We start from the raw sequence: 20,548 nt of genomic DNA on the forward strand, positions 1-20,548 counted from the left end.
CCCTCGTGCCACCCTTGACCCATGCCCGAGGGTGACACGGTCTGGCAGGCCGCGAGGCGCCTGCACGACGCGCTCGCCGGCCAGGTGCTGACCCGCAGCGACTTCCGGGTGCCCAAGTACGCCACGGTCGACCTCACCGGCCGCACGGTCCTCGGCACCACCCCGCGCGGCAAGCACCTGCTCACCCGCTTCGAGGGCGGTCTCACCCTGCACACGCACCTGCGGATGGAGGGCGCGTGGAAGGTCTACGGCAGTGCCGAGCGCTGGAAGGGCGGTCCCGCGCACCAGATCCGGGCGATCCTCGGCACCGTCGACCGCACGGCCGTCGGGTACCGCCTCCAGGTCCTGGAGTTCCTGCGCACCGGCGAGGAGGAACGCGCCGTGGGCCACCTCGGCCCCGACCTGCTGGGCCCCGACTGGAACCCCGACCGCGCCCTCGCCAACCTTCTCGCGGACCCGGCCCGCCCGCTCGGCGAGGCCCTGCTCGACCAGCGCAACCTCGCCGGGATCGGCAACATCTACAAGAGCGAGCTCTGCTTCCTGATCGGCGCGACCCCCTGGCTCCCGGTCGGCGCGCTCCCCGCCGACCGCGCCGCGATCCTCCCCGGCCTCGCCCGGCGCCTCCTGGAGGCCAACCGCGACCGCCCGGTGCGCCGGACCACCGGCCTGCGTGACCACGACCTCTTCGTCTACGGCCGCGCGCCCCGCCCCTGCCTGCGCTGCCAGACCCCGATCCTCGTCGCCGACCAGGGCGACGGCTCCCGGGAGCGCCCCACCTACTGGTGCCCGGCCTGCCAGACCGGCCCGGCTCCCGGTCCGGGTTCCCGGCGCGTCCGCGAAACCCGCCCCCGCCCGAGTAATTGACGACTCGTCAGAAACGCTCGTACCGTCCCTTCATGCCCCTCAAGGCGTACGACCTCACCGGACGCACCGCATTCGTCACCGGCGCCGCCGGCGGTATCGGCCGGGCGTCCGCCGTGCTGCTCGCCGAGGCGGGCGCGACCGTGCACTGTGCCGACCGGGACGCGGACGGCCTGCACGAGACGGCGACGTTCATCAAGGACCGGGGCGGCACCGCCCGCACCCACACCCTCGACGTCACCGACCGGGCGCGGCTCGGGGAGGCCGTGCGGTCCTGCGACCGGCTGGACGTCATGGCGGCGATCGCCGGGATCATGCACCGCAGCCCGGTCCTGGAGACCCGGGACGAGGATCTCGACCGGGTCCTCGGCGTCAACTTCAAGGGTGTGCTGTACGCCTGCCAGGAGGCGGCGCGGCTGATGCTGGCGAGGCGGGCCGGGGGCAGCATCATCACCATGGCCTCCGGCGCGATCGACACCGGCGGCCCCGGCCTGCTCTGCTACGGCGCGGCCAAGGCCGCCGTGGTCCAGCTGACCAAGACGCTCGCCAACGAGGTCGGCCCACAGGGCATCCGCGTCAACGCGGTCGCCCCGGGCTGGACCCGCACCCCGATGACCGACCGCGACGACCGTGCGGAGCAGCAGCGGACGGAGGCCCGGATGGCCCGGATGTCGCCGCTGGGCCGGGTCGGCGAGGCGGCGGACGTCGCGCACGCCGTGCTCTATCTGGCGTCCGACGCCTCCTCGTTCACGACGGGCCAGATCCTGCGCCCGAACGGAGGGGTGGCGATGCCCTGGTAGTCCCCGGTGCCCGCCAGGCCGTCCGCCAGCGCGCCGGCCCCAGGGCCCCCGCCGCCCGGGCCCTCGGCACACAGTTCACCGGCAGCAGGCTCAGCCCCCACCCGCCGGCGGCCACGGTCCCTTCCAGCGCCCCGGCGCCGTCGGTGAACGCGATCCGCAGTACCGCCCACCACCACACCGCCGCGAATCCCAGGGCAACCCCCCAGCGCACTATCCGCCCCACCATGGCCGCCACCTCCAGCCGGACGCTAGAACGCCACCCGGCCCGCCGGGGAGGCGCACCGAGGGCTCACCGATGCAACGGCCGTCGACCGGCATCGGCCTCTGCTACGCGTTCTCCGCCTGGAACATCCAGTGATGTTTCTCCAGATCGGCCGTGATCCCGATGAAGATGTCCTGGGACACCGGATCGGCCTCAGCGGTCTCCGTGACCCGCTCCCGCATCCGGGTGATCACCGCGCCCAGCCCGTCCACCAGGGCCGCCACCGCGTCCGAGTCCTTGACCCAGCCGCCGGGGACCGACCCGATGCCGCTGCCGGCGGCCACGGTGGCCGCGCGCCCGTCCGGTGAGACGCCCAGCGCCGACGCCCGCTCCGCGACCGTGTCGGAGTGCACCCGGGCCGTGTCCACGACCTCGTCGAGCTGGAGGTGGACCGTTCGGAAGCGGGGCCCGACCACGTTCCAGTGGATCTGTTTGGCGGCCAGCGCCAGATCCACCAGGTCGACGAGGGCGCCCTGCAGCGCCTCTGCCACGGTCTTCAGGTCCGCGTCGGACAGCGGGCTCTTGACGACGTACATGCGCTCTCTCCGGTCGTTCGCCCCCTGTCACGTCCCTCCACCATGACCGGACCACCGGACACCGGCAAATGGACGCACGCAGTCCGCGGACGCACGAAAGCCCCGGCCGCACCTCCCCGGGTCTCCCTGGGAAGGCCCCGACCGGGGCCTCGCACACTTCTTCGACGCCAGGTCGGCGCCGCGTCGGTCTACACCCGCGCAGGCGTCACGCGGCGACCACGTCCACCGCCTCGGCGGGCGCCTTGATGGTCACCCGTTCCGGTGGCACGCCGGTCACCGAGACGGTACCCAGCATCGGGCGAACCGGCGTGGGCACGGGCTCGGTGGCCCGGGCGGACTGGGCCAGCTCGGCGAGGGCGAGCTCGTCGCTCACTTCTCGCATGAGCTCGGACATCCGTACGTCCAGCGCGTCGCAGATGGCGGCGAGCAGCTCGGAGGAAGCCTCCTTCTGCCCCCGCTCCACCTCGGAGAGATAGCCGAGTGAGACTCGGGCGGACGAGGAGACTTCGCGCAGAGTACGGCCCTGGCGCTGGCGCTGCCGACGCAGCACGTCACCCAGCAGGCGACGGAGCAGAATCATCGGTGGCTCCCTCCTCGGACCGCGTAGCCGCATCCTTCACGCCCCACCGTACCGCCTTGCGCCGCGGCCGTGCGGGGAGCGATGTCGTGTTCACTCAGGGCTGCAAACATCAAAACCCCCCGTTCTGTTCCGTATCCTGTGTCCGCTCATTCCCGGTCTGTTCGCTCGCAAGCTCCCTCAGAAGCAGTGCGAGTACGCTCCGTACACTCTCTCTACGAATTTCCGCGCGGTCGCCGTTCAACCGCAGGGCCTCCACTTTTCCGCCAGCGGCAGAACCGGAACCAGGGCCGAACGGCCCGTCCACGGCCACGAAAACCGTGCCGACCGGCCGGCCGTCCTGCGGTTCCGGGCCGGCGACTCCGGTGGTCGCGAGGCCCCAGTCGGCGCCCAGCGCCTTGCGCACTCCGGCGGCCATCTGGGCCGCGACCTGCGGATCCACCGCTCCATGCTGGGCCAGCAGGGTGGCGTCGACGTCCAGCAGGTCGTGCTTCAGCTCGGTGGCGTAGGCGGTGACCGAGCCCCGGAACGCCTTGGACGCCCCCGGGACCGTGGTGATCTCCGCCGCAACCAGGCCGCCGGTCAGCGACTCGGCGACGGCGAGGGTCTGCCCTCTCACCGTCAGTAGTCGCACCAGTTCGGCGGCCATGGAATTCACGCTTCCGTCTCCTCCAACGCTGCTGCGCGCTCGGCGATTCCCTGCCGCCGCAGCACAATGGCTTGTCTCACATAGTCGAGGCCGGTGACGACGGTCAGGACGACGGCCGCAGCCATCACCCAGAACCTCAGGGTGGCCAGCCACCCCGTCAGTGCCAGCACGTACATCCCCACGGCCACGCCCTGGGTGAGCGTCTTGAGCTTGCCTCCGCGGCTGGCCGGGATCACGCCGTAGCGGATGACCACGAAACGCATCAGCGTGATGCCGAGTTCCCGGGCGAGGATCACGATCGTCACCCACCAGGGCAGATCGCCCAGCCCGGAGAGACAGATCAGCGCCGCCCCCATGATCGCCTTGTCGGCGATGGGGTCGGCGATCTTCCCGAAGTCGGTGACCAGGTTGTAGGTGCGTGCCAGATGCCCGTCGAACAGGTCGGTGATCATGGCGATGGCGAAGGCCGCCCAGGCGAGCGAGCGCCACGCCGGGTCGTATCCGCCGCCGGCCAGCATCAGGGCGACGAAGCCGGGCACCAGGACCAGCCGGAGCATGGTCAGCAGATTGGCGACGTTCCACAGGCTCGCCTGGTTGACGGCGGCAGCGGCGATCTTCCCGCCGCGCGCGGGCCGCTCGCCGTCGGGGGAACCGGAGTCGTGGGAACCGGAATCCGGGGCAGCACCGGAGGTGGCGGCGGAGCCCGGGGCGCCGTGCGCGCCGGAGGAGCCGCCCGCGGCGGACGCCGGGACTCCGGTCATCTGGCCGCCTCCTCACTCCACGCGGGCGAGCCCTGCAGCGGCTCGGCCACCAGGTCGACACCTTCCGTACCGACCACCTTCGCCTCGACCATACGGCCGACGCGCAGTTCCGCGCCGCTGGTGAGCAGCACCTGTCCGTCCGTCTCGGGCGCCTGGTGGGCCGCCCGGCCGTAGACGCCGTCCTCGTCGTCCACGGACTCCACGAGGACGTGCACGGTCTCGCCGACGCGCTCCTCGGCCCGCTGCGAGACGAGCTCCTCGGCGAGCCGGGAGATGTGCGCGAGGCGGTCGGCGACGACCTCCTCGGCGAGCTTGTTCTCGTACGTCGCCGCCTCGGTGCCCTCCTCGTCGGAGTACCCGAAGACGCCGATGGCGTCCAGCCGGGCGCCGTTCAGGAAGCGCTCCAGCTCGGCCAGGTCGGACTCGGACTCGCCGGGGAAGCCGACGATGAAGTTGGAGCGGACGCCGGCCTGCGGGGCCTTGCTCCGGATGGTGTCGAGCAGCTCCAGGAAGCGGTCGGTGTCGCCGAAGCGGCGCATCGCGCGCAGCACGCCCGGGGCGGAGTGCTGGAAGGACAGGTCGAAGTACGGGACGACCTTCGGGGTGGAGGTCAGTACGTCGATCAGGCCGGGGCGCATCTCTGCGGGCTGGAGGTAGCTGACGCGCACCCGCTCGATGCCGTCCACCTCGGCCAGCTCCGGCAGCAGGGACTCCAGGAGACGGATGTCACCCAGGTCCTTGCCGTAGGAGGTGTTGTTCTCGGAGACCAGCATGATCTCCGTCACGCCCTGTTCGGCCAGCCATCGGGTCTCGTTCAGCACGTCGCTGGGCCGGCGTGAGATGAAGGAGCCGCGGAAGGACGGGATGGCGCAGAAGGAGCAGCGCCGGTCGCAGCCGGAGGCGAGCTTGACCGAGGCCACCGGGGAGCCGTCCAGGCGGCGGCGCAGGGGCGCACGCGGGCCGGAGGCCGGCGCGACGCCCTCCGGGAGGTCGGCGGGGCCGTGGCCCGGGAGAGCCACCTCGGCGGCCGAGTCCTGCCGGTCTGCGGGGCTGATGGGCAGCAGCTTGCGCCGGTCGCGCGGGGTGTGCGAGGCGTGGATGCCGCCGTTGAGGATGGTCTGCAGCCGGTCGGAGATGTCGGCGTAGTCGTCGAAGCCGAGCACGCCGTCCGCCTCGGGCAGCGCCTCGGCGAGTTCCTTGCCGTACCGCTCGGCCATGCAGCCCACCGCCACGACGGCCTGGGTTCTGCCGTGCCCCTTGAGATCGTTGGCCTCGAGGAGGGCGTCGACGGAGTCCTTCTTGGCGGCCTCGACGAATCCACAGGTGTTGACCACGGCGACATCGGCGGCCGAGGCGTCCTCGACGAGATGCCAGCCGTCCGCCTCCAAACGGCCTGCGAGCTCCTCCGAGTCCACCTCGTTACGGGCGCAGCCGAGAGTGACAAGTGCGACGGTACGGCGTTCAGGCATGGGCTCAAGACTACTTTGTCTCACTGACAGCCCACGTCGAAGGGGCTGGCCGATCATGGCCAACCCCTTGTGTACGTGCATGATCCGAACGGTTATCCGACTTCCGGGTCGCCCTTGGTGTACGTCAGACGCTCCACCGCACCGGGCTGGAACTGGTCCTCGATCTTCTTGCCGTTGACGTAGAGCTGGATCGCTCCGGCGTCGCCGAGGATCAGGTTGATCTTGGAGCTGTCCTGGAAGGTCTTGGAGTCGCCCTTCTTCAGGAGCCCGTCGAAGAGCATCCGGCCGTTGTGGTCCTTGGCCGAGATCCAGCTGCGTCCGTTGACCGCGCTGACCTGGACGGTGACCTTGTCCTGGGGCGCGGCGGCGATCGCGCTGTCGGAGGGCTCGGGGGTCTTGCCGGGCTTGCTCTCCTTCGGGGTCGGCGAGACCGGCTTGCTGGTCGTCGGGGCGGGGCCCTCGGCGACCGACTGCTTGGCGTCGTCACCGCCGCCGCCCTTGAGGGCGGTGAAGCCGACGAAACCGATCACGACGACGATCGCGGCGACCATGGCCGCCGTCCAGTTCGGACCGCGCCGCTCGGGGCGGATACGTTCCGCCTCGAACAGCGGTGCGGCGGGCGTCGGCGCGGGCCGCCCACCACCGTGCTCCGCCGCGAACTGCGCGAGCAGCGGCTCCGGGTCGAGGCCGACGGCCTTGGCCAGGGTCCGGATGTGCCCGCGGGCGTAGACGTCGCCGCCGCAGGGGGCGAAGTCGTCGGCCTCGATGGCGTGCACGATGGCGATACGGACCCGGGTGCTCCCGCTGATGTCGTCGACGGTCAGGCCGGCGGCGATGCGGGCCTGTTTGAGGGCTCGGCCTACGGAGGGGCGGTTTTCCTCGGACACGTCTGGGAACGGACGCTCGTCTTCAGGGGAGTTGCTGCCGATGGACACGGGGGCGCCTTTCGAGCGTGTAGCCACCTGTGCTGGAGGTTCAGTCTAGGGGGGGGTACGAAAGGGTGAGGCAACCGGGCGGTACGACTTTGTACGCCATCGGTATGGCCGGACATCCCGATGACGGGTCAGGTGTGCGCCCCAGGATGGAGTACACACCTTTCCTCTCGCTCAACTTGACGTGCGTCAAAGGGAAACGGTTGCCCGACGATCCCTAACGGGTGGATCACGACAATGACTCCTCCCGGTCTACAGACGCCCGTAGCCCTGAGACAGACCTACCCCTCGGACTCCCCACGGATCACAGCAAGCACTCCATCCAGCTCATCAGGTTTCACCAGAACGTCGCGCGCCTTGGACCCCTCGCTCGGCCCGACCACGCCGCGCGACTCCATGAGGTCCATGAGCCGGCCGGCCTTGGCGAAGCCGACGCGCAGCTTGCGCTGGAGCATGGACGTGGAGCCGAACTGCGTGGAGACGACCAGTTCGGCCGCCTGGCACAGCAGGTCGAGGTCGTCGCCGATGTCCTCGTCGATCTCCTTCTTCTGCTTGGTGCCCACCACGACGTCGTCCCGGAAGACCGGCGTCATCTGGTCCTTGCAGTGCTGGACGATCACCGCGACCTCCTCCTCGGTGACGAACGCGCCCTGCATACGGGTCGGCTTGTTCGCCCCCATCGGCAGGAAGAGGCCGTCGCCCTTGCCGATGAGCTTCTCGGCGCCGGGCTGGTCGAGGATGACGCGGCTGTCGGCGAGCGAGGAGGTGGCGAAGGCGAGCCGGGAGGGCACGTTCGCCTTGATGAGACCGGTGACCACGTCGACCGAGGGGCGCTGGGTGGCGAGCACCAGGTGGATGCCGGCCGCGCGCGCGAGCTGCGTGATGCGCACGATCGAGTCCTCGACGTCGCGCGGGGCGACCATCATCAGGTCCGCGAGCTCGTCGACGATCACCAGCAGGTACGGGTACGCCTGGAGCTCGCGCTCACTGCCCTCGGGCGTCTTGAGCTTGCCGTCGCGGATGGCCTTGTTGAAGTCGTCGATGTGCCGGTAGCCGAACGCGGCCAGGTCGTCGTAGCGCAGGTCCATCTCGCGTACGACCCACTGGAGCGCCTCGGCGGCCCGCTTCGGGTTGGTGATGATCGGCGTGATGAGGTGCGGGATGCCCTCGTAGGCGGTCAGCTCGACCCGCTTGGGGTCGACCAGGACCATCCGCACGTCCTCCGGGGTCGCCCGCATCATCACCGAGGTGATCAGACAGTTGATGCAGGACGACTTGCCGGAGCCGGTGGCGCCGGCGACGAGCATGTGCGGCATCTTCGCCAGCGAGTGCATGACGTAGCCGCCCTCGACGTCCTTGCCGAACGCGACCAGCATCGGGTCGTCGTCCTCGGCGGACTCGGCGAGCCGCAGCACGTCTCCGAGGTTGACCATCTCGCGGTCGGTGTTGGGGATCTCGATGCCGACCGCGGACTTGCCGGGGATCGGGCTGATGATCCGTACGTCCGGGCTGGCGACGGCGTACGCGATGTTCTTGGTGAGCGCGGTGATCCGCTCGACCTTCACGGCCGGGCCGAGCTCGACCTCGTAGCGGGTGACCGTCGGGCCGCGGGTGAAACCGGTGACGGCCGCGTCGACCTTGAACTCCGAGAAGACGTTGGTGAGCGAGGCGACCACCCGGTCGTTGGCCTCGCTGCGCGCCTTGCCGGGGCCGCCGCGGGTGAGGAGGTCGAGCGACGGCAGCGAGTAGGTGATGTCGCCGGAGAGCTGGAGCTGCTCGGCGCGCGGGGGCAGGTCGCGGGGCTCCTCGGGCGCCGGTTTGGTCAGGTCCGCGACGACCGGCTCGACCTTGAGCCGCTCCTGCTTGGGCCGCGCGGCCGGGACGGGACTCGGGCTCGGCACCGGCACGGGCGTCGGCGTGGTGTCCTCGCGGTCGCCGACGCTGACGCCCTGGGTGAGGTCGGCGACGAGCGGGGAGGGCGGCATGCCGTGCAGGACGGCGCCGTCGAGCGCGGCCGCGGCGGCCGCCGCGACGTCCACGGCGTCCATCTGGCGGCCCAGCTCGGGCTGCGGCACGGCGGAACGCCGCGGGCGGCCCCGGCGCTTGGCGAGTGCCTCCTGCTCGGCGCCGTCGGGGTCGTAGTCCTGGGGGGTGCCGGGGCGCCTGCGGGAGCGCGCGGGCAGCGCCTGGCGCCACTGCTCGTCGTAGCGCTCGTCGTCCTCGCCGTGCTCCGGGTACTCGTCGGGCTCGGGGTCGTGCAGCAGCCCCAGGCGCACGCCGAGCGCCCGCAGCCGCTGCGGGACGGCGTTCACCGGGGTCGCGGTGACGACGAGCAGCCCGAAGATCGTGAGCAGCACCAGCAGGGGTACGGCGAGGACCTCGGTCATGGTGTACGTCAGCGGGGTCGCCGCCGCCCAGCCGATGAGGCCGCCGGCGTCCCTTATGCCCTGCATGCCGTCGCTGCGCGCGGGCGAGCCGCAGGCGATGTGGACCTGGCCGAGCACTCCGATGACCAGCGAGGACAGGCCGATCACGATCCGGCCGTTGGCCTCCGTCTGCTCGGGGTGGCGCATGAACCGTACGGCGATCATCGCGAGCAGTATCGGCACCAGCAGGTCGAGACGGCCGAAGGCGCCGGTGACGAGGATCTCGACGAGGTCGCCGACCGGACCGCGCAGGTCGGCCCAGGTACCGGCGGCGACGATCAGGGCGGTGCCGAGCAGCAGGAGGGCGACGCCGTCCTTGCGGTGCGCGGGGTCCAGGTTCTTGGCTCCCTGTCCTATGCCGCGGAAGACGGCGCCGACGGCGTGCGCCACACCCAGCCAGAGGGCGCGCACCAGGCGGTAGACGCCCCCGGTGGGGCTGGGCGCCGGCCTGGGTGCCGGCGCGGACTTCTTCGCCGCGCTCCTCTTGGCGGGCGCCTTCTTGGCCGGGGCCTTCTTCGCGGCGGCCTTCTTCACCGGAGCCTTCGAGGGAGCGGCCTTCTTCGCGGGCTGCTTCTTGGCTGCCGAGGGACGTGAGGCCATGGGTGTGAGGTTACCGGTGGAGACGGCAGGGGACACGTGTGCCCGCTGCTTCACCCGTTCGTGTCGCCTTTGCCGAGGCACGAAACTGACGCGCGGTCATGGGCAACTGGCCGCCGTCGCGGTCAGTTCTGCGACGGCAGCGCTGCCGCGCCGCCGCCCGTGCCCGGTTCGAGGGCATCGAGCGCCCGGCGCAGACCGGTGAGTTTGCGCTCCAGATGAGCCGCCGTGGCCACCGCGGCCGCGTCCGCGGACTCGTCGTCCAGCTGCTTGGAGAGCGCCTCGGCCTGCTCCTCGACGGCCGCGAGCCGGGCGGACAGCTCGGCGAGCAGCCCCGCGGACTCCTTGCCGGCGACCGCGCCCTTGCCGCCGCCCTCCAACTGGAGCCGCAGCAGCGCCGCCTGCTCGCGCAGCTGGCAGTTCTTCATGTACAGCTCGACGAAGACCGAGACCTTGGCGCGCAGCACCCACGGGTCGAAGGGCTTGGAGATGTAGTCGACCGCGCCCGCGGCGTAGCCCCGGAAGGTGTGGTGCGGGCCGTGGTTGATGGCCGTGAGGAAGATGATCGGGATGTCCCGGGTCCGTTCCCGCCGCTTGATGTGCGCCGCGGTTTCGAAACCGTCCATGCCCGGCATCTGGACGTCCAGCAGAATGACCGCGAAGTCGTCCGTGAGCAGTGCCTTGAGCGCTTCCTCCCCGGACGATGCCCGCACCAGTGTCTGATCGAGCGCAGAGAGGATGGCCTCCAGCGCCAGCAGATTCTCCGGCCGGTCATCGACCAGGAGGATCTTGGCCTTCTGCACCATGGCCCGCCCTCCTCGCCCCGGATGTGCACCGGGCGCCGCCCCAGGGGACGACTCCCTTTCGCCGCCCGTCCTTGTGCCGGTCATGGTAGCCGCACCCCGCCTGTCGCCACACCCTGTCACCGCGATGTCACTGTGCACGTAGCAGAAACGCAGCCGGGGACCAGAAGGTTCCCCCAATCCCGCACTTCTACACGGGTTCCGCCACCGTGAGTCAGCAACTCCCCGTGCACACGGAAGGTTCCCGAAACGTTCACATCACACCTGACCGTTCCGGTCACTCCTCGCGCATCCACTGCTCCATCACCGCCAGAAGGTGATCGGGGTCGACCGGCTTGGTGACGTAGTCGGAGGCGCCCGACTCGATGGCCTTCTCCCGGTCGCCCTTCATCGCCTTCGCGGTGAGCGCGATGATCGGCAGCCCGGCGAACTGCGGCATCCTGCGGATTGCACTGGTCGTCGCGTAGCCGTCCATCTCGGGCATCATGATGTCCATCAGGACGACCGCGACATCGTCGTGCTGTTCCAGGACCTCGATGCCCTCCCGGCCGTTCTCGGCGTACAGCACCGACAGGCCGTGCTGCTCCAGGACGCTGGTGAGCGCGAAGACGTTGCGGATGTCGTCGTCGACGATCAGCACCTTCTCGCCGCCGAACCGCATGCCCCGGCGCGGCTGCGGCGAGATCGCCTCCTGCTCGGCCAGCACCGGCCAAGCCTCGGCCATCGGAGCTCCCCGGCGCCGGCGCCGGAAGAGCGCGGCGGCGCCGTTCTGGGTCTCCTGGTACGACTTCACCTCGGCCGGCGTCTCGATCTCCACGCCGGACAGCTCCGAGGCGTGGTTCTGCGAGGCGACCAGGTCCCCGGCCTCCAGCTGGGACACGGTCTGCTGATAGCCCTGCGGCGGCAGCTCACTGGGGTGCAACGGCAGGTACAGCGTGAACGTGGAGCCGCGGCCCGGCTCGCTCTGCGCGTGGATCTCACCGCCGAGCAACTGCGCGATCTCCCGCGAGATCGACAGCCCGAGGCCCGTACCGCCGTACTTGCGGCTGGTCGTGCCGTCGGCCTGCTTGAACGCCTCGAAGATCACCCGCATCTTGCTGGCCGCGATACCGATGCCGGTGTCGGTCACCGAGAACGCGATCAGCGGCGCGTCCGGATCACTGAGCGAACCGGCCTCTAGCAGCTGTTCCCTGATCGCCACCGGCACCGCGCTGCCGGCCGGACGGATCACCAGCTCCACCGAACCGGAGTCGGTGAACTTCACCGCGTTCGACAGCAGGTTGCGCAGCACCTGAAGGAGCCGCTGTTCGTCGGTGTGCAGGGTGGCGGGCAGCTCCGGCGAGACCCGTACCGACAGGTCGAGGCCCTTCTCCGCGGTCAGCGGCCGGAAGGTGGCCTCCACGTAGTCCACGAGCTGGACGAGCGCGATACGCGTCGGGGAGACGTCCATCTTGCCCGCCTCGACCTTCGACAGGTCGAGGATGTCGTTGATCAGCTGGAGCAGGTCGGAACCGGCACCGTGGATGGTCTCGGCGAACTCCACCTGCTTCGGCGAGAGGTTGCCCTCCGCGTTGTCGGCCAGCAGCTTGGCCAGGATCAGCAGCGAGTTGAGCGGGGTGCGCAGCTCGTGCGACATGTTGGCGAGGAACTCGCTCTTGTAGCGCATGGAGACGGCGAGTTGCTCGGCGCGCTCCTCCAGGACCTGCCGGGCCTCCTCGATCTCGGTGTTCTTCACCTCGATGTCCCGGTTCTGCTGGGCCAGCAGCTCGGCCTTCTCCTCCAGTTCGGCGTTGGACGCCTGGAGGGCCTTCTGCCGGTTCTCCAGCTCGGCCGACCGCTCCTGGAGCTGCTCGGTCAGCTCCTGCGACTGCTTCAGCAGCACCTCCGTCTTGGTGTTGACGGAGATGGTGTTGACGCTGGTCGCGATCATCTCGGCGATCTGGTTGAGGAAGTCCTTCTGGATCTGCGTGAACGGCGTGAAGGACGCCAGCTCGATCACGCCGAGCACCTTGCCCTCGAACAGCACCGGAAGCACGATCACCTGCGCCGGCGGAGCCTCGCCGAGCCCGGAGGAGATCTTCAGGTAGCCGGTGGGCGCCTTGTCCACCAGGATCGTGCGTTTCTCCTTGGCCGCCGTGCCGATCAGAGCCTCACCGGGCCGGAACGACGTCGGCATGGAGCCCATCGAGTAGCCGTACGACCCGAGCATGCGCAGCTCGTACGCCTCCTCGGCCTCGGCGCTCGCCTCCTTGCCGTCGACCAGGGGCATCCCGAAGAAGAACGCACCGTGCTGCGCGGAGACCACCGGCGTCAGCTCGCTCATGATCAGCGAGGCCACGTCCGCCAGGTCGCGGCGGCCCTGCATCAGCGCGGAGATACGCGCCAGGTTGCCCTTGAGCCAGTCCTGCTCCTGGTTGGCGACCGTGGTGTCACGCAGATTGGCGATCATCTTGTTGATGTAGTCCTGGAGTTCCTGGATCTCGCCGGCCGCGTCCACGTCGATCTTCAGGTTCAGGTCGCCGCGGGTCACCGCGGTCGCCACGCGCGCGATGGCACGCACCTGCCGGGTCAGGTTCCCGGCCATCTCGTTCACGGACTCGGTGAGGTCCCGCCAGGTGCCGTCGACGTCACGCACGCGCGCCTGGCCGCCCAGCTGTCCCTCGGTGCCCACCTCGCGGGCGACCCGGGTGACCTCCTCGGCGAAACTCGACAGCTGATCGACCATCGTGTTGATCGTCGTCTTGAGTTCGAGGATCTCACCACGGGCGTCGATGTCGATCTTCTTGGTCAGGTCGCCCTTGGCGATGGCCGTGGTGACCATCGCGATGTTGCGCACCTGGCCGGTCAGGTTGGACGCCATCTGGTTCACCGACTCGGTGAGGTCCTTCCAGGTACCCGCCACACCCGGCACGTGCGCCTGGCCGCCCAGGATGCCGTCCGTACCCACCTCACGGGCCACCTTGGTGACCTGGTCGGCGAACGAACTCAGCGTCTTCACCATCGTGTTGATGTTGTCGGCGAGCTGGGCCACCTCGCCGCTCGCCTCGATGGTGACCTGCCGGGTCAGGTCGCCGTTGGCGACCGCCGCCGAGACCTGGGAGATGTTCCGCACCTGCGTGGTCAGGTTGTTGGCCATCAGGTTCACATTGTCGGTGAGGTCCTTCCAGATGCCCGTGACACCCGAAGCATGCGCCTGGCCGCCCAGGATGCCCTCGGTACCCACCTCACGGGCCACCCGGGTCACCTGCTCGGCGAAGGACGACAGCTGATCAACCATGGTGTTGACCGTCGTGACGAGCTCAAGGATCTCGCCCTTCGCGTCAACGGTGATCTTCTTAGACAGATCGCCCTTGGCGACTGCCGTCGTGACCTCGGCGATGTTGCGCACCTGGATGGTCAGGTTGTTCGCCATGAAGTTCACGGACTGGGTGAGGTCCTTCCAGGTGCCCGCGACCCCCTGCACCTCGGCCTGGCCGCCGAGGATGCCCTCGGTACCCACCTCGCGCGCCACGCGCGTGACCTCCTGGGCGAACGACGACAGCTGGTCGACCATCGTGTTCAGGGTGTTCTTCAGCTCCTGGATCTCACCGCGCGCGTCCACGGTGATCTTCTGGGAGAGGTCACCGCGGGCCACCGCGGTGGCGACCTGCGCGATGTTGCGCACCTGGGCCGTCAGGTTGCCGGCCATGCCGTTCACGGAGTCCGTCAGGTCCCGCCACACACCGGCCACACCGGGCACCTGCGCCTGGCCGCCCAGCCGTCCTTCCGTACCCACCTCACGGGCCACCTTGGTGACCTGGTCGGCGAAGGCGGACAGTTGATCGACCATCGTGTTGATCGTGTTCTTCAGCTCGAGGATCTCGCCGCGCGCGTCGACGTCGATCTTCTGGGACAGGTCGCCCCGCGCCACCGCCGTCGTCACCTGGGCGATCTGCCGCACCTGCGAGGTCAGGTTGCCGGCCATGAAGTTGACGGAATCCGTCAGCTCCTTCCAGGTGCCCGAGACGCCGTCCACGCGGGCCTGACCGCCCAGCCGGCCCTCGGTGCCCACGTCCCTGGCCATCCGCGTCACCTGGTCGGCGAAGCTGGAGAGCTGGTCCACCATCGTGTTCACGGTGTTCTTCAGCTTCAGCATCTCGCCGGAGACGTCGACCGTGACCTTCTGCGACAGATCGCCGTTGGCCACCGCCGTCGTCACCTGGGCGATGTTGCGGACCTGGCCGGTGAGGTTGCGGAATGCAGTGTTGACGGAGTCCGTCAAGTCCTTCCAGGTACCGGCGGCTCCTGGCACCTGCGCCTGGCCGCCCAGCTCACCCTCGACACCGATCTCCCGGGCCACGCGGGTGACCTCGGCACCGAACGACGACAGTTGATCAACCATGCCGTTGACGGTGTTCTTCAGCTCCAGCATCTCGCCGGCCACGTCGACCGTGACCTTCTGCGACAGATCGCCGTTGGCCACCGCCGTCGTCACGGCGGCGATATCGCGCACCTGGGTGGTCAGGTTCCGGAAGACCGTGTTGACCGAGTCCGTCAGGTCCTTCCAGGTACCCGCCGCGCCCGGCACGTTCGCCTGCCCGCCGAGCCGCCCCTCGCCGCCGACCTCGTTGGCCACGCGGGTGACCTCGTCCGCGAAGATCCGCAGCGTCTCGGTCATCTGGTTGATCGTCTCGGCGAGCTGCGCGACCTCACCCCGGGCCGGGACGGTCACCTTGCGGGACAGGTCACCGTTGGCGACCGCGGTGGTCACCTCGGAGATCCCACGGACCTGGGCCGTCAGGTTGCCGGCCATGGTGTTGACCGAGTCGGTGAGTTCCTTCCACGTACCGGCCACACCGGGCACGTTCGCCTGGCCGCCCAGGATGCCGTCGGTGCCCACCTCACGGGCGACCCGGGTCACCTCGGAGGAGAACGCCGACAGCTGGTCCACCATCGTGTTGACGGTTTCCTTCAGCTCCAGCATCTCGCCGGCGACCTGAACCGTGACCTTCCGCGACAGATCACCCTTGGCGACCGCCGTCGTCACCAACGCGATGTCACGCACCTGTGCAGTCAGCCGGTACGCCATCGTGTTCACCGAGTCCGTGAGGTCTCGCCACGAACCGGACATACCTCGCACCCGGGCCTGCCCGCCCAACTTGCCCTCGGTGCCCACCTCGCTGGCCACGCGCGTGACCTCGTCGGTGAACGTCGACAACTGGTCGACCAGGTTGTTGACGGTCCGGCCGACCTTCAGGAACTCACCGCGCAGCGGATGCCCGGCCCCGTCCGCCGACGGCGACCGCAGCTCCATGCGCGGCGACAGATCGCCCTCGGCCACCGCCGTGAGCACCCGGCCCACTTCGGAGACCGGCCGCACCAGGTCGTCGACGAGAGCGTTGGAGTTGTCGATGGCGGCCGCCCAGGAGCCCTCGCAGGCGCCCGTCTCCAGCCGCTCCGTGAGCTTTCCCTCACGTCCGACGACCCGCCGCACCCGAGACAGCTCACCCGTGAGGTGGAGATTGCGGTCGGCCACCTCGTTGAAGACCGCCGCGATCTCCGACATCACGCCGTCCCCGGACACCGTGAGCCGCTTGCGGAAGTTGCCGTCCCGCATCGCCACGAGCGCCACCAGCAAGCGGTTCAGGGAAGCCGTGTCCACCGCGGTGGTCCCGTCACCGCCCCGCTGCCTGCTCAGGGACGGTCCGCCTTTCGCGCGCGCCTTAGTGCCCCGCGCCGCTGCGCCAGACTCCACTGTGTCCCTCCCGCAGGGGTCGACCGTTACTGCTGTGCTCGGACACCGCCATACTCGGCGTACCGCTTACTTCGGCGTACCAGTTACTGCTGCGTAGTTCTGCCAGATGAGATCCGGCCACACCAGGGGCTGTTGCCCGCCATACACGCAATGCACTCAGGCTGACCGGACCTTCATCAGAAGCTTGCCCAGTGTTTCACCCTGGCCGAACCAGGCCATAACAGTTCGGCAGCTTCGCACATCGTCCGCACACCCTGGGGGCGTAAACACTGGCGACCGGCATCCGCTCGGACGGCGAAGGTAAGTAACCTTGCATGCGGCTGTCCAGCCGCACCGGTCCGTCCGGCCTGGGCGGTGGCACGAGAACGAGCGGGCATTCGGAGGGGCGGCCGCAGACCATGACCACCGGAGTGATCCCCGGGGGACACAACCCGGAGCCACGGCCCACAGGCGAGCGCATGCCGCAGCAGCGGCACCAGCCGACCGGCCAGGGAAGCCCGCATGTCGAGACCCGGTCGAGGAGTTCTGTGATCACCGCGCGCGCGGCCGCCAGCTTCGAGCCCGTAGGGCGATCGGTCGCGACCGCCCGGTCCTTCGTCCGCGACACCCTCCAGGGCTGGGGCTTCGCGGACGTCGTCGACGACGCCGTGGTCCTCACCAGCGAACTGGTGACCAACGCGGTGGTGCACGCCGGCACCCACGCCGACGTGCTGTGCCTGCGCACGGACGACGGAGTGCGCATCGAGGTCTCCGACCGCTACCCGGAACGCGAGGTCCCGCTCCAGGGCTCCGCCGTCAACATGGGCAGCCCCGACCGCGAGGGCGGCCGCGGACTCCAGCTCTGCGCGGCCCTCGCCGCCCGCTGGGGCGTCGAATACACGTCCACGCACAAGAATGTCTGGTTCCAGCTCGACCTCCCCGAGCGCCCGGTGGGCACCCGCGCCGCCGGACCGTCCCTCCCGGCCGACCTGCTGCCCCTCGCCGACGGCCGGGTCAGGGTCGCGGTCATCCAGATCGACCGCAAGGGCTCCATCTCTGCCTGGAACGAGGACGCCGAGGAGATCTTCGGCCACACCGCGGGCGAGGTCACCGGCAAGCCCCTCACCGACCTCGCCGCCTGGCCGCACACCCCCGGCACCGGCACCGGCATCGCCGAGGCCCTCCAGCTCTCCCGCTGGGAGGGCAGCTACGGCATCCGCGGCGCCGACGGCCGGGTGACCTCCGTGTACGCCTCGCACCTGAGAGTCCGTGACACCGGCGGCGAGCCCTCCACGGTCTGCCTGCTCGTCCGCGACCACGAACGGGCCGTCCTGCAGACCCCGTTGCGCGTCCCCGCCTCCGATACCGGCGGCGCCTCCGACGGCCAGAGCAGCGACCCCTTCGAGGTGTTCATCGGCTCCCCGGCCCCGGACGACCTCGACGGCCTCCTCCAGCGCACGGTCGAGCGCGCCCGGGACATGCTCGACGGCGACTCCGCGTTCCTGCTCCTCGCCACCGACGACGAGACCGAGCTGGAGGTCCGCGCCTCCACCGGGCTCCCGTCCGCCCGTCAGCGCTTCGCCCGGGTGCCCGTGGAAGCCGGCCCCGGCCGCTACGGCTCGGCCCGTATGCCGGCCGTACACGACGATCTGGCGGCCGTTCCGGGCGCGGTCCCCCTCCTGGCAGGCACCGGCATGCGATCGGTCGTCACAGTGCCGCTGAAGGTCGAGGGCCGCCTGACCGGCTCCCTGGGCGTCGCGGCCGAGGCACCGGGCAGATACTCCAACGAGGAGGCGCTGCGCCTCCAGTTCGCCGCCGACCGCATCGCCCTGGCCGTCGAGTCGGCCCGCCTGGGCGAGCTGGAACGGCTGCGCCGCGGCTCGCTCAGCTTCCTCGTCGAGGCCTCCGACCTGCTCGCCGGCACCCTGGACCGCGACCAGACCCTCGCCCTGATGGCCCAGATGACGGTCCCGACCCTCGCCACCTGGTGCGCCGTCTACACCATCGCCGACCAGGCCTCCGAGCCGTATCTGTCGTACGTCCTGCACGAGGACGAGGAACTCATCGACGGCATCAAGTCGTTGCTCTCCAAGGTGCCCCCGCCGGACCCGGTGCCCACACCCGGCGCCCGCGTCTGGACGGCCCCCGGCGAACACGCCCACCAGGCCGCCCTGCGCAGCTCCATGCGCAGCCTCGGGCTGACCGGCGGCCCCACCCGCCAGGTCTCCTCCGGTATCGGCCCGACGCTCGCCACGGCCTCCGCCGTGGGCGGCGAGACAGTGGTCCTCCCCCTGGTCGCCCGCAACCGCGTCATCGGCATGCTCACCCTCGGCAAGCCCACCGACGAGCACTTCCGCCAGGAGATCCTGGAACTGGCCGAGGACCTGTCCCGCCGGGCCGCCCTGGCCCTGGACAACGCCCGCCTGTACTCGGAGCGCACGGCCATCAGCCAGGCCCTCCAGCGCAGCCTCCTGCCTCCGGGCACCCCGCACATCGAGGGCATGGAGGTCGAGGTCATCTACCGCGCGGCCGGCGAGGGCAACGAGGTCGGCGGCGACTTCTACGACGTCTTCCCCATCGCCGACAACGCGTACGGCTTCGCCATCGGCGACGTCTGCGGTACGGGCCCCAACGCGGCCGCCGTGACCGGCCTCGCCCGGCACGCGCTCCGCCTCCTGGCCCGCGAGGGCCTCAGCGGTCCGGCCGTCCTGAAGCGCCTCAACTCCGCCATCCTGGACGAGGGTGCCCGCAGCCGCTTCCTGACCCTCCTGTACGGCGAGATGCGTCCCCAGGAGGACGGCAGCGCGGAGATGAAGGTGGTCTGCGCCGGCCACCCGCTCCCGTTGCGCCTGCGCCAGGACGGCACCGTGGAGGCGGCCGCCGAGCCACAGCCCCTCCTCGGCGTCATCGAGGACCTGGAGCTGTACGAGCAGACGGTCACCCTCGACCCGGGCGACGTCCTCCTCTGCGTCACGGACGGCGTGACGGAACGCCGGGAGGGCACGCGCATGCTGGGCGACGACGGCCTCGCGGACGTTCTCACGACCTGCACGGGCCTCACTGCGGGCGCGGTCGCCGCACGCATCATGCGCGCGGTCGAGCGCTTCGCGTCGGACGCCCCGTCGGACGACATGGCGATCCTCGCGATGCGGGTCCCCGGCCTCCAGAAGGACTGAGGGGGCGGGGAAAGAGGGCATGAAAAAGGCCCCGCCCTTACGGGCGAGGCCTTTTGACTGGAGCCCCCAAACGGAATCGAACCGTTGACCTTCTCCTTACCATGGAGACGCTCTGCCGACTGAGCTATGGGGGCCTGTTGCCTTTTCGAGGTTTCCCCCGCCGCAACGGAATAGATCATACCCCGAACAGGCCCGAGTTCCCAAACTCGTTCAGAAGGCGGCCTGAAGCAGTCCGCCGAGGGCATTGCACGCGGACACGATCCGCTGCATCTCGCGCTTCGTCAACGAGGCGTCCACGGGCAGCGCCAGCGTCTCGTCCGCGGCCGTCTCCGTCTGCGGCAGCGAGACACAGCGCCGGAATTCCGGCAGTCGGTGCACCGGCGTCTTCACCGGCACCCGGCAGTCAACTCCCTTGCCCCGCAGGGCCCGAGCGAAAGCGTCCCGGTCGGGCCGGCCGTTCCCCGGCACCCGCACCACGTACTGCTGGTAGGTGTGCCCGTCACCGCCGTCGGGCGTCCGCACACCGCGCAGCTTCGCATCGAGGTAGGCGGCCCGCTGCCGCCGCTGCGCGATCTCGTCGTACGGGGCCTCGGACTCCCCCTGCTCCAGCACCAGCAGTCCGTGCCGCTGCCCCAGCTCACGCAACTGCCTGATGCCGGCCCACCGCCCAAACCGGTGTACGACAACCACCGCCGCGGAACGGGCGGTTACGGCCGCCTCCACCGCCGTCACGTCGAGGCAGTAGGTCACCGGATCTATGTCGGCGAACACCGGAAGCGCACCGGCCAGTGTCACGGCCTCGGCGACCTCGACGTTCCCGAAGGCCGGCACGATGACCTCGTCGCCCACTCCGACACCGGCGGCCCTGAGCATTGCAGCAGTACCCATGCTGGGATGCTCGGCGCGGAACGTGAACGACACGTTACGCAAAACAAAAAAGGGTTGGACCCGGAACCGAAGTTCCAGATCCAACCCTTTCAATATTT

13 protein-coding genes and 1 tRNA gene are annotated in these 20,548 nt (G+C 70.0%); 3 read left to right on the forward strand and 11 right to left on the reverse strand.

Features of this window, described 5'->3' with window-relative positions:
* The first annotated feature begins 21 nt into the window (after positions 1-21).
* Positions 22-864 (forward strand): Fpg/Nei family DNA glycosylase, encoded by an 843-nt coding sequence (locus SSP29_RS32530; protein ID WP_089104428.1) that lies wholly within the window; start codon positions 22-24, stop codon positions 862-864.
* A gap of 32 nt (positions 865-896) precedes the next feature.
* Complete coding sequence (locus tag SSP29_RS32535; RefSeq protein WP_089104429.1) at positions 897-1,661, forward strand: SDR family NAD(P)-dependent oxidoreductase; 765 nt, start codon at positions 897-899, stop codon at positions 1,659-1,661.
* A 327-nt stretch (positions 1,662-1,988) separates the two neighbouring features.
* Here the strand turns inward: SSP29_RS32535 and SSP29_RS32545 are convergent, their stop codons facing one another.
* The 9 genes from SSP29_RS32545 to SSP29_RS32585 all read right to left on the reverse strand — a co-directional run bounded on the left by SSP29_RS32545 (position 1,989) and on the right by SSP29_RS32585 (position 16,407).
* Positions 1,989-2,459: a Dps family protein gene (locus tag SSP29_RS32545; RefSeq protein WP_089104431.1), complete on the reverse strand. Its 471-nt coding sequence runs from the start codon at positions 2,457-2,459 to the stop codon at positions 1,989-1,991.
* 205 nt (positions 2,460-2,664) lie between these two features.
* Positions 2,665-3,039 (reverse strand): helix-turn-helix domain-containing protein, encoded by a 375-nt coding sequence (locus SSP29_RS32550; protein WP_089104432.1) that lies wholly within the window; start codon positions 3,037-3,039, stop codon positions 2,665-2,667.
* Between the two features lie 109 nt (positions 3,040-3,148).
* Positions 3,149-3,694 carry a CinA family protein gene (locus tag SSP29_RS32555; protein WP_089104433.1) on the reverse strand — a complete coding sequence of 182 codons (546 nt, stop codon included), beginning with the start codon at positions 3,692-3,694 and terminating at the stop codon, positions 3,149-3,151.
* Positions 3,691-4,446, reverse strand: coding sequence for a CDP-diacylglycerol--glycerol-3-phosphate 3-phosphatidyltransferase (gene pgsA / locus SSP29_RS32560; RefSeq protein WP_089104434.1), 756 nt, complete (start codon positions 4,444-4,446; stop codon positions 3,691-3,693). The genes SSP29_RS32555 and pgsA overlap by 4 nt, the downstream gene beginning before the upstream one ends.
* Positions 4,443-5,915, reverse strand: coding sequence for a 30S ribosomal protein S12 methylthiotransferase RimO (rimO, locus tag SSP29_RS32565; protein WP_089104435.1), 1,473 nt, complete (start codon positions 5,913-5,915; stop codon positions 4,443-4,445). The genes pgsA and rimO overlap by 4 nt, the downstream gene beginning before the upstream one ends.
* Positions 5,916-6,007: 92 nt before the next feature.
* Entirely contained in the window at positions 6,008-6,850 is an 843-nt protein-coding gene (locus SSP29_RS32570; protein WP_089104436.1) for a helix-turn-helix domain-containing protein, read from the reverse strand.
* 278 nt (positions 6,851-7,128) lie between these two features.
* Complete coding sequence (locus SSP29_RS32575; protein ID WP_150135341.1) at positions 7,129-9,873, reverse strand: DNA translocase FtsK; 2,745 nt, start codon at positions 9,871-9,873, stop codon at positions 7,129-7,131.
* Positions 9,874-9,995: 122 nt separating this feature from the next.
* Positions 9,996-10,676: a response regulator gene (locus SSP29_RS32580; RefSeq protein WP_089104437.1), complete on the reverse strand. Its 681-nt coding sequence runs from the start codon at positions 10,674-10,676 to the stop codon at positions 9,996-9,998.
* A gap of 274 nt (positions 10,677-10,950) precedes the next feature.
* Positions 10,951-16,407, reverse strand: a complete 5,457-nt coding sequence (locus SSP29_RS32585) for a HAMP domain-containing protein (protein ID WP_089104438.1) — start codon at positions 16,405-16,407, stop codon at positions 10,951-10,953.
* 398 nt (positions 16,408-16,805) lie between these two features.
* Here SSP29_RS32585 and SSP29_RS32595 point away from each other — a divergent pair, with 398 nt between their 5' ends.
* Complete coding sequence (locus tag SSP29_RS32595) at positions 16,806-19,562, forward strand: SpoIIE family protein phosphatase (RefSeq protein ID WP_089104439.1); 2,757 nt, start codon at positions 16,806-16,808, stop codon at positions 19,560-19,562.
* A 58-nt stretch (positions 19,563-19,620) separates the two neighbouring features.
* On the opposite strand, the gene SSP29_RS32600 is transcribed toward SSP29_RS32595, so the two are convergent.
* A tRNA-Thr gene (locus SSP29_RS32600) sits at positions 19,621-19,696 on the reverse strand.
* Positions 19,697-19,772: 76 nt separating this feature from the next.
* Entirely contained in the window at positions 19,773-20,435 is a 663-nt protein-coding gene (locus SSP29_RS32605) for a DegT/DnrJ/EryC1/StrS family aminotransferase (protein WP_089104440.1), read from the reverse strand.
* Positions 20,436-20,548 lie beyond the last annotated feature (113 nt).

It is taken from the genome of Streptomyces hyaluromycini (assembly GCF_002217755.1).
GTDB lineage: Bacteria > Actinomycetota > Actinomycetes > Streptomycetales > Streptomycetaceae > Streptomyces > Streptomyces hyaluromycini.

Coding starts and splice junctions, on each gene's coding strand:
- SSP29_RS32605 (WP_089104440.1), bottom strand. CDS start 20,435: ATGCTCAGGGCCGCCGGTGTCGGAGTGGGCGACGAGGTCATCGTGCCG.
- SSP29_RS32545 (WP_089104431.1), bottom strand. CDS start 2,459: ATGTACGTCGTCAAGAGCCCGCTGTCCGACGCGGACCTGAAGACCGTG.
- SSP29_RS32530 (WP_089104428.1), top strand. CDS start 22: ATGCCCGAGGGTGACACGGTCTGGCAGGCCGCGAGGCGCCTGCACGAC.
- SSP29_RS32550 (WP_089104432.1), bottom strand. CDS start 3,039: ATGATTCTGCTCCGTCGCCTGCTGGGTGACGTGCTGCGTCGGCAGCGC.
- SSP29_RS32535 (WP_089104429.1), top strand. CDS start 897: ATGCCCCTCAAGGCGTACGACCTCACCGGACGCACCGCATTCGTCACC.
- SSP29_RS32575 (WP_150135341.1), bottom strand. CDS start 9,873: ATGGCCTCACGTCCCTCGGCAGCCAAGAAGCAGCCCGCGAAGAAGGCC.
- pgsA (WP_089104434.1), bottom strand. CDS start 4,446: ATGACCGGAGTCCCGGCGTCCGCCGCGGGCGGCTCCTCCGGCGCGCAC.
- rimO (WP_089104435.1), bottom strand. CDS start 5,915: ATGCCTGAACGCCGTACCGTCGCACTTGTCACTCTCGGCTGCGCCCGT.
- SSP29_RS32595 (WP_089104439.1), top strand. CDS start 16,806: ATGACCACCGGAGTGATCCCCGGGGGACACAACCCGGAGCCACGGCCC.
- SSP29_RS32580 (WP_089104437.1), bottom strand. CDS start 10,676: ATGGTGCAGAAGGCCAAGATCCTCCTGGTCGATGACCGGCCGGAGAAT.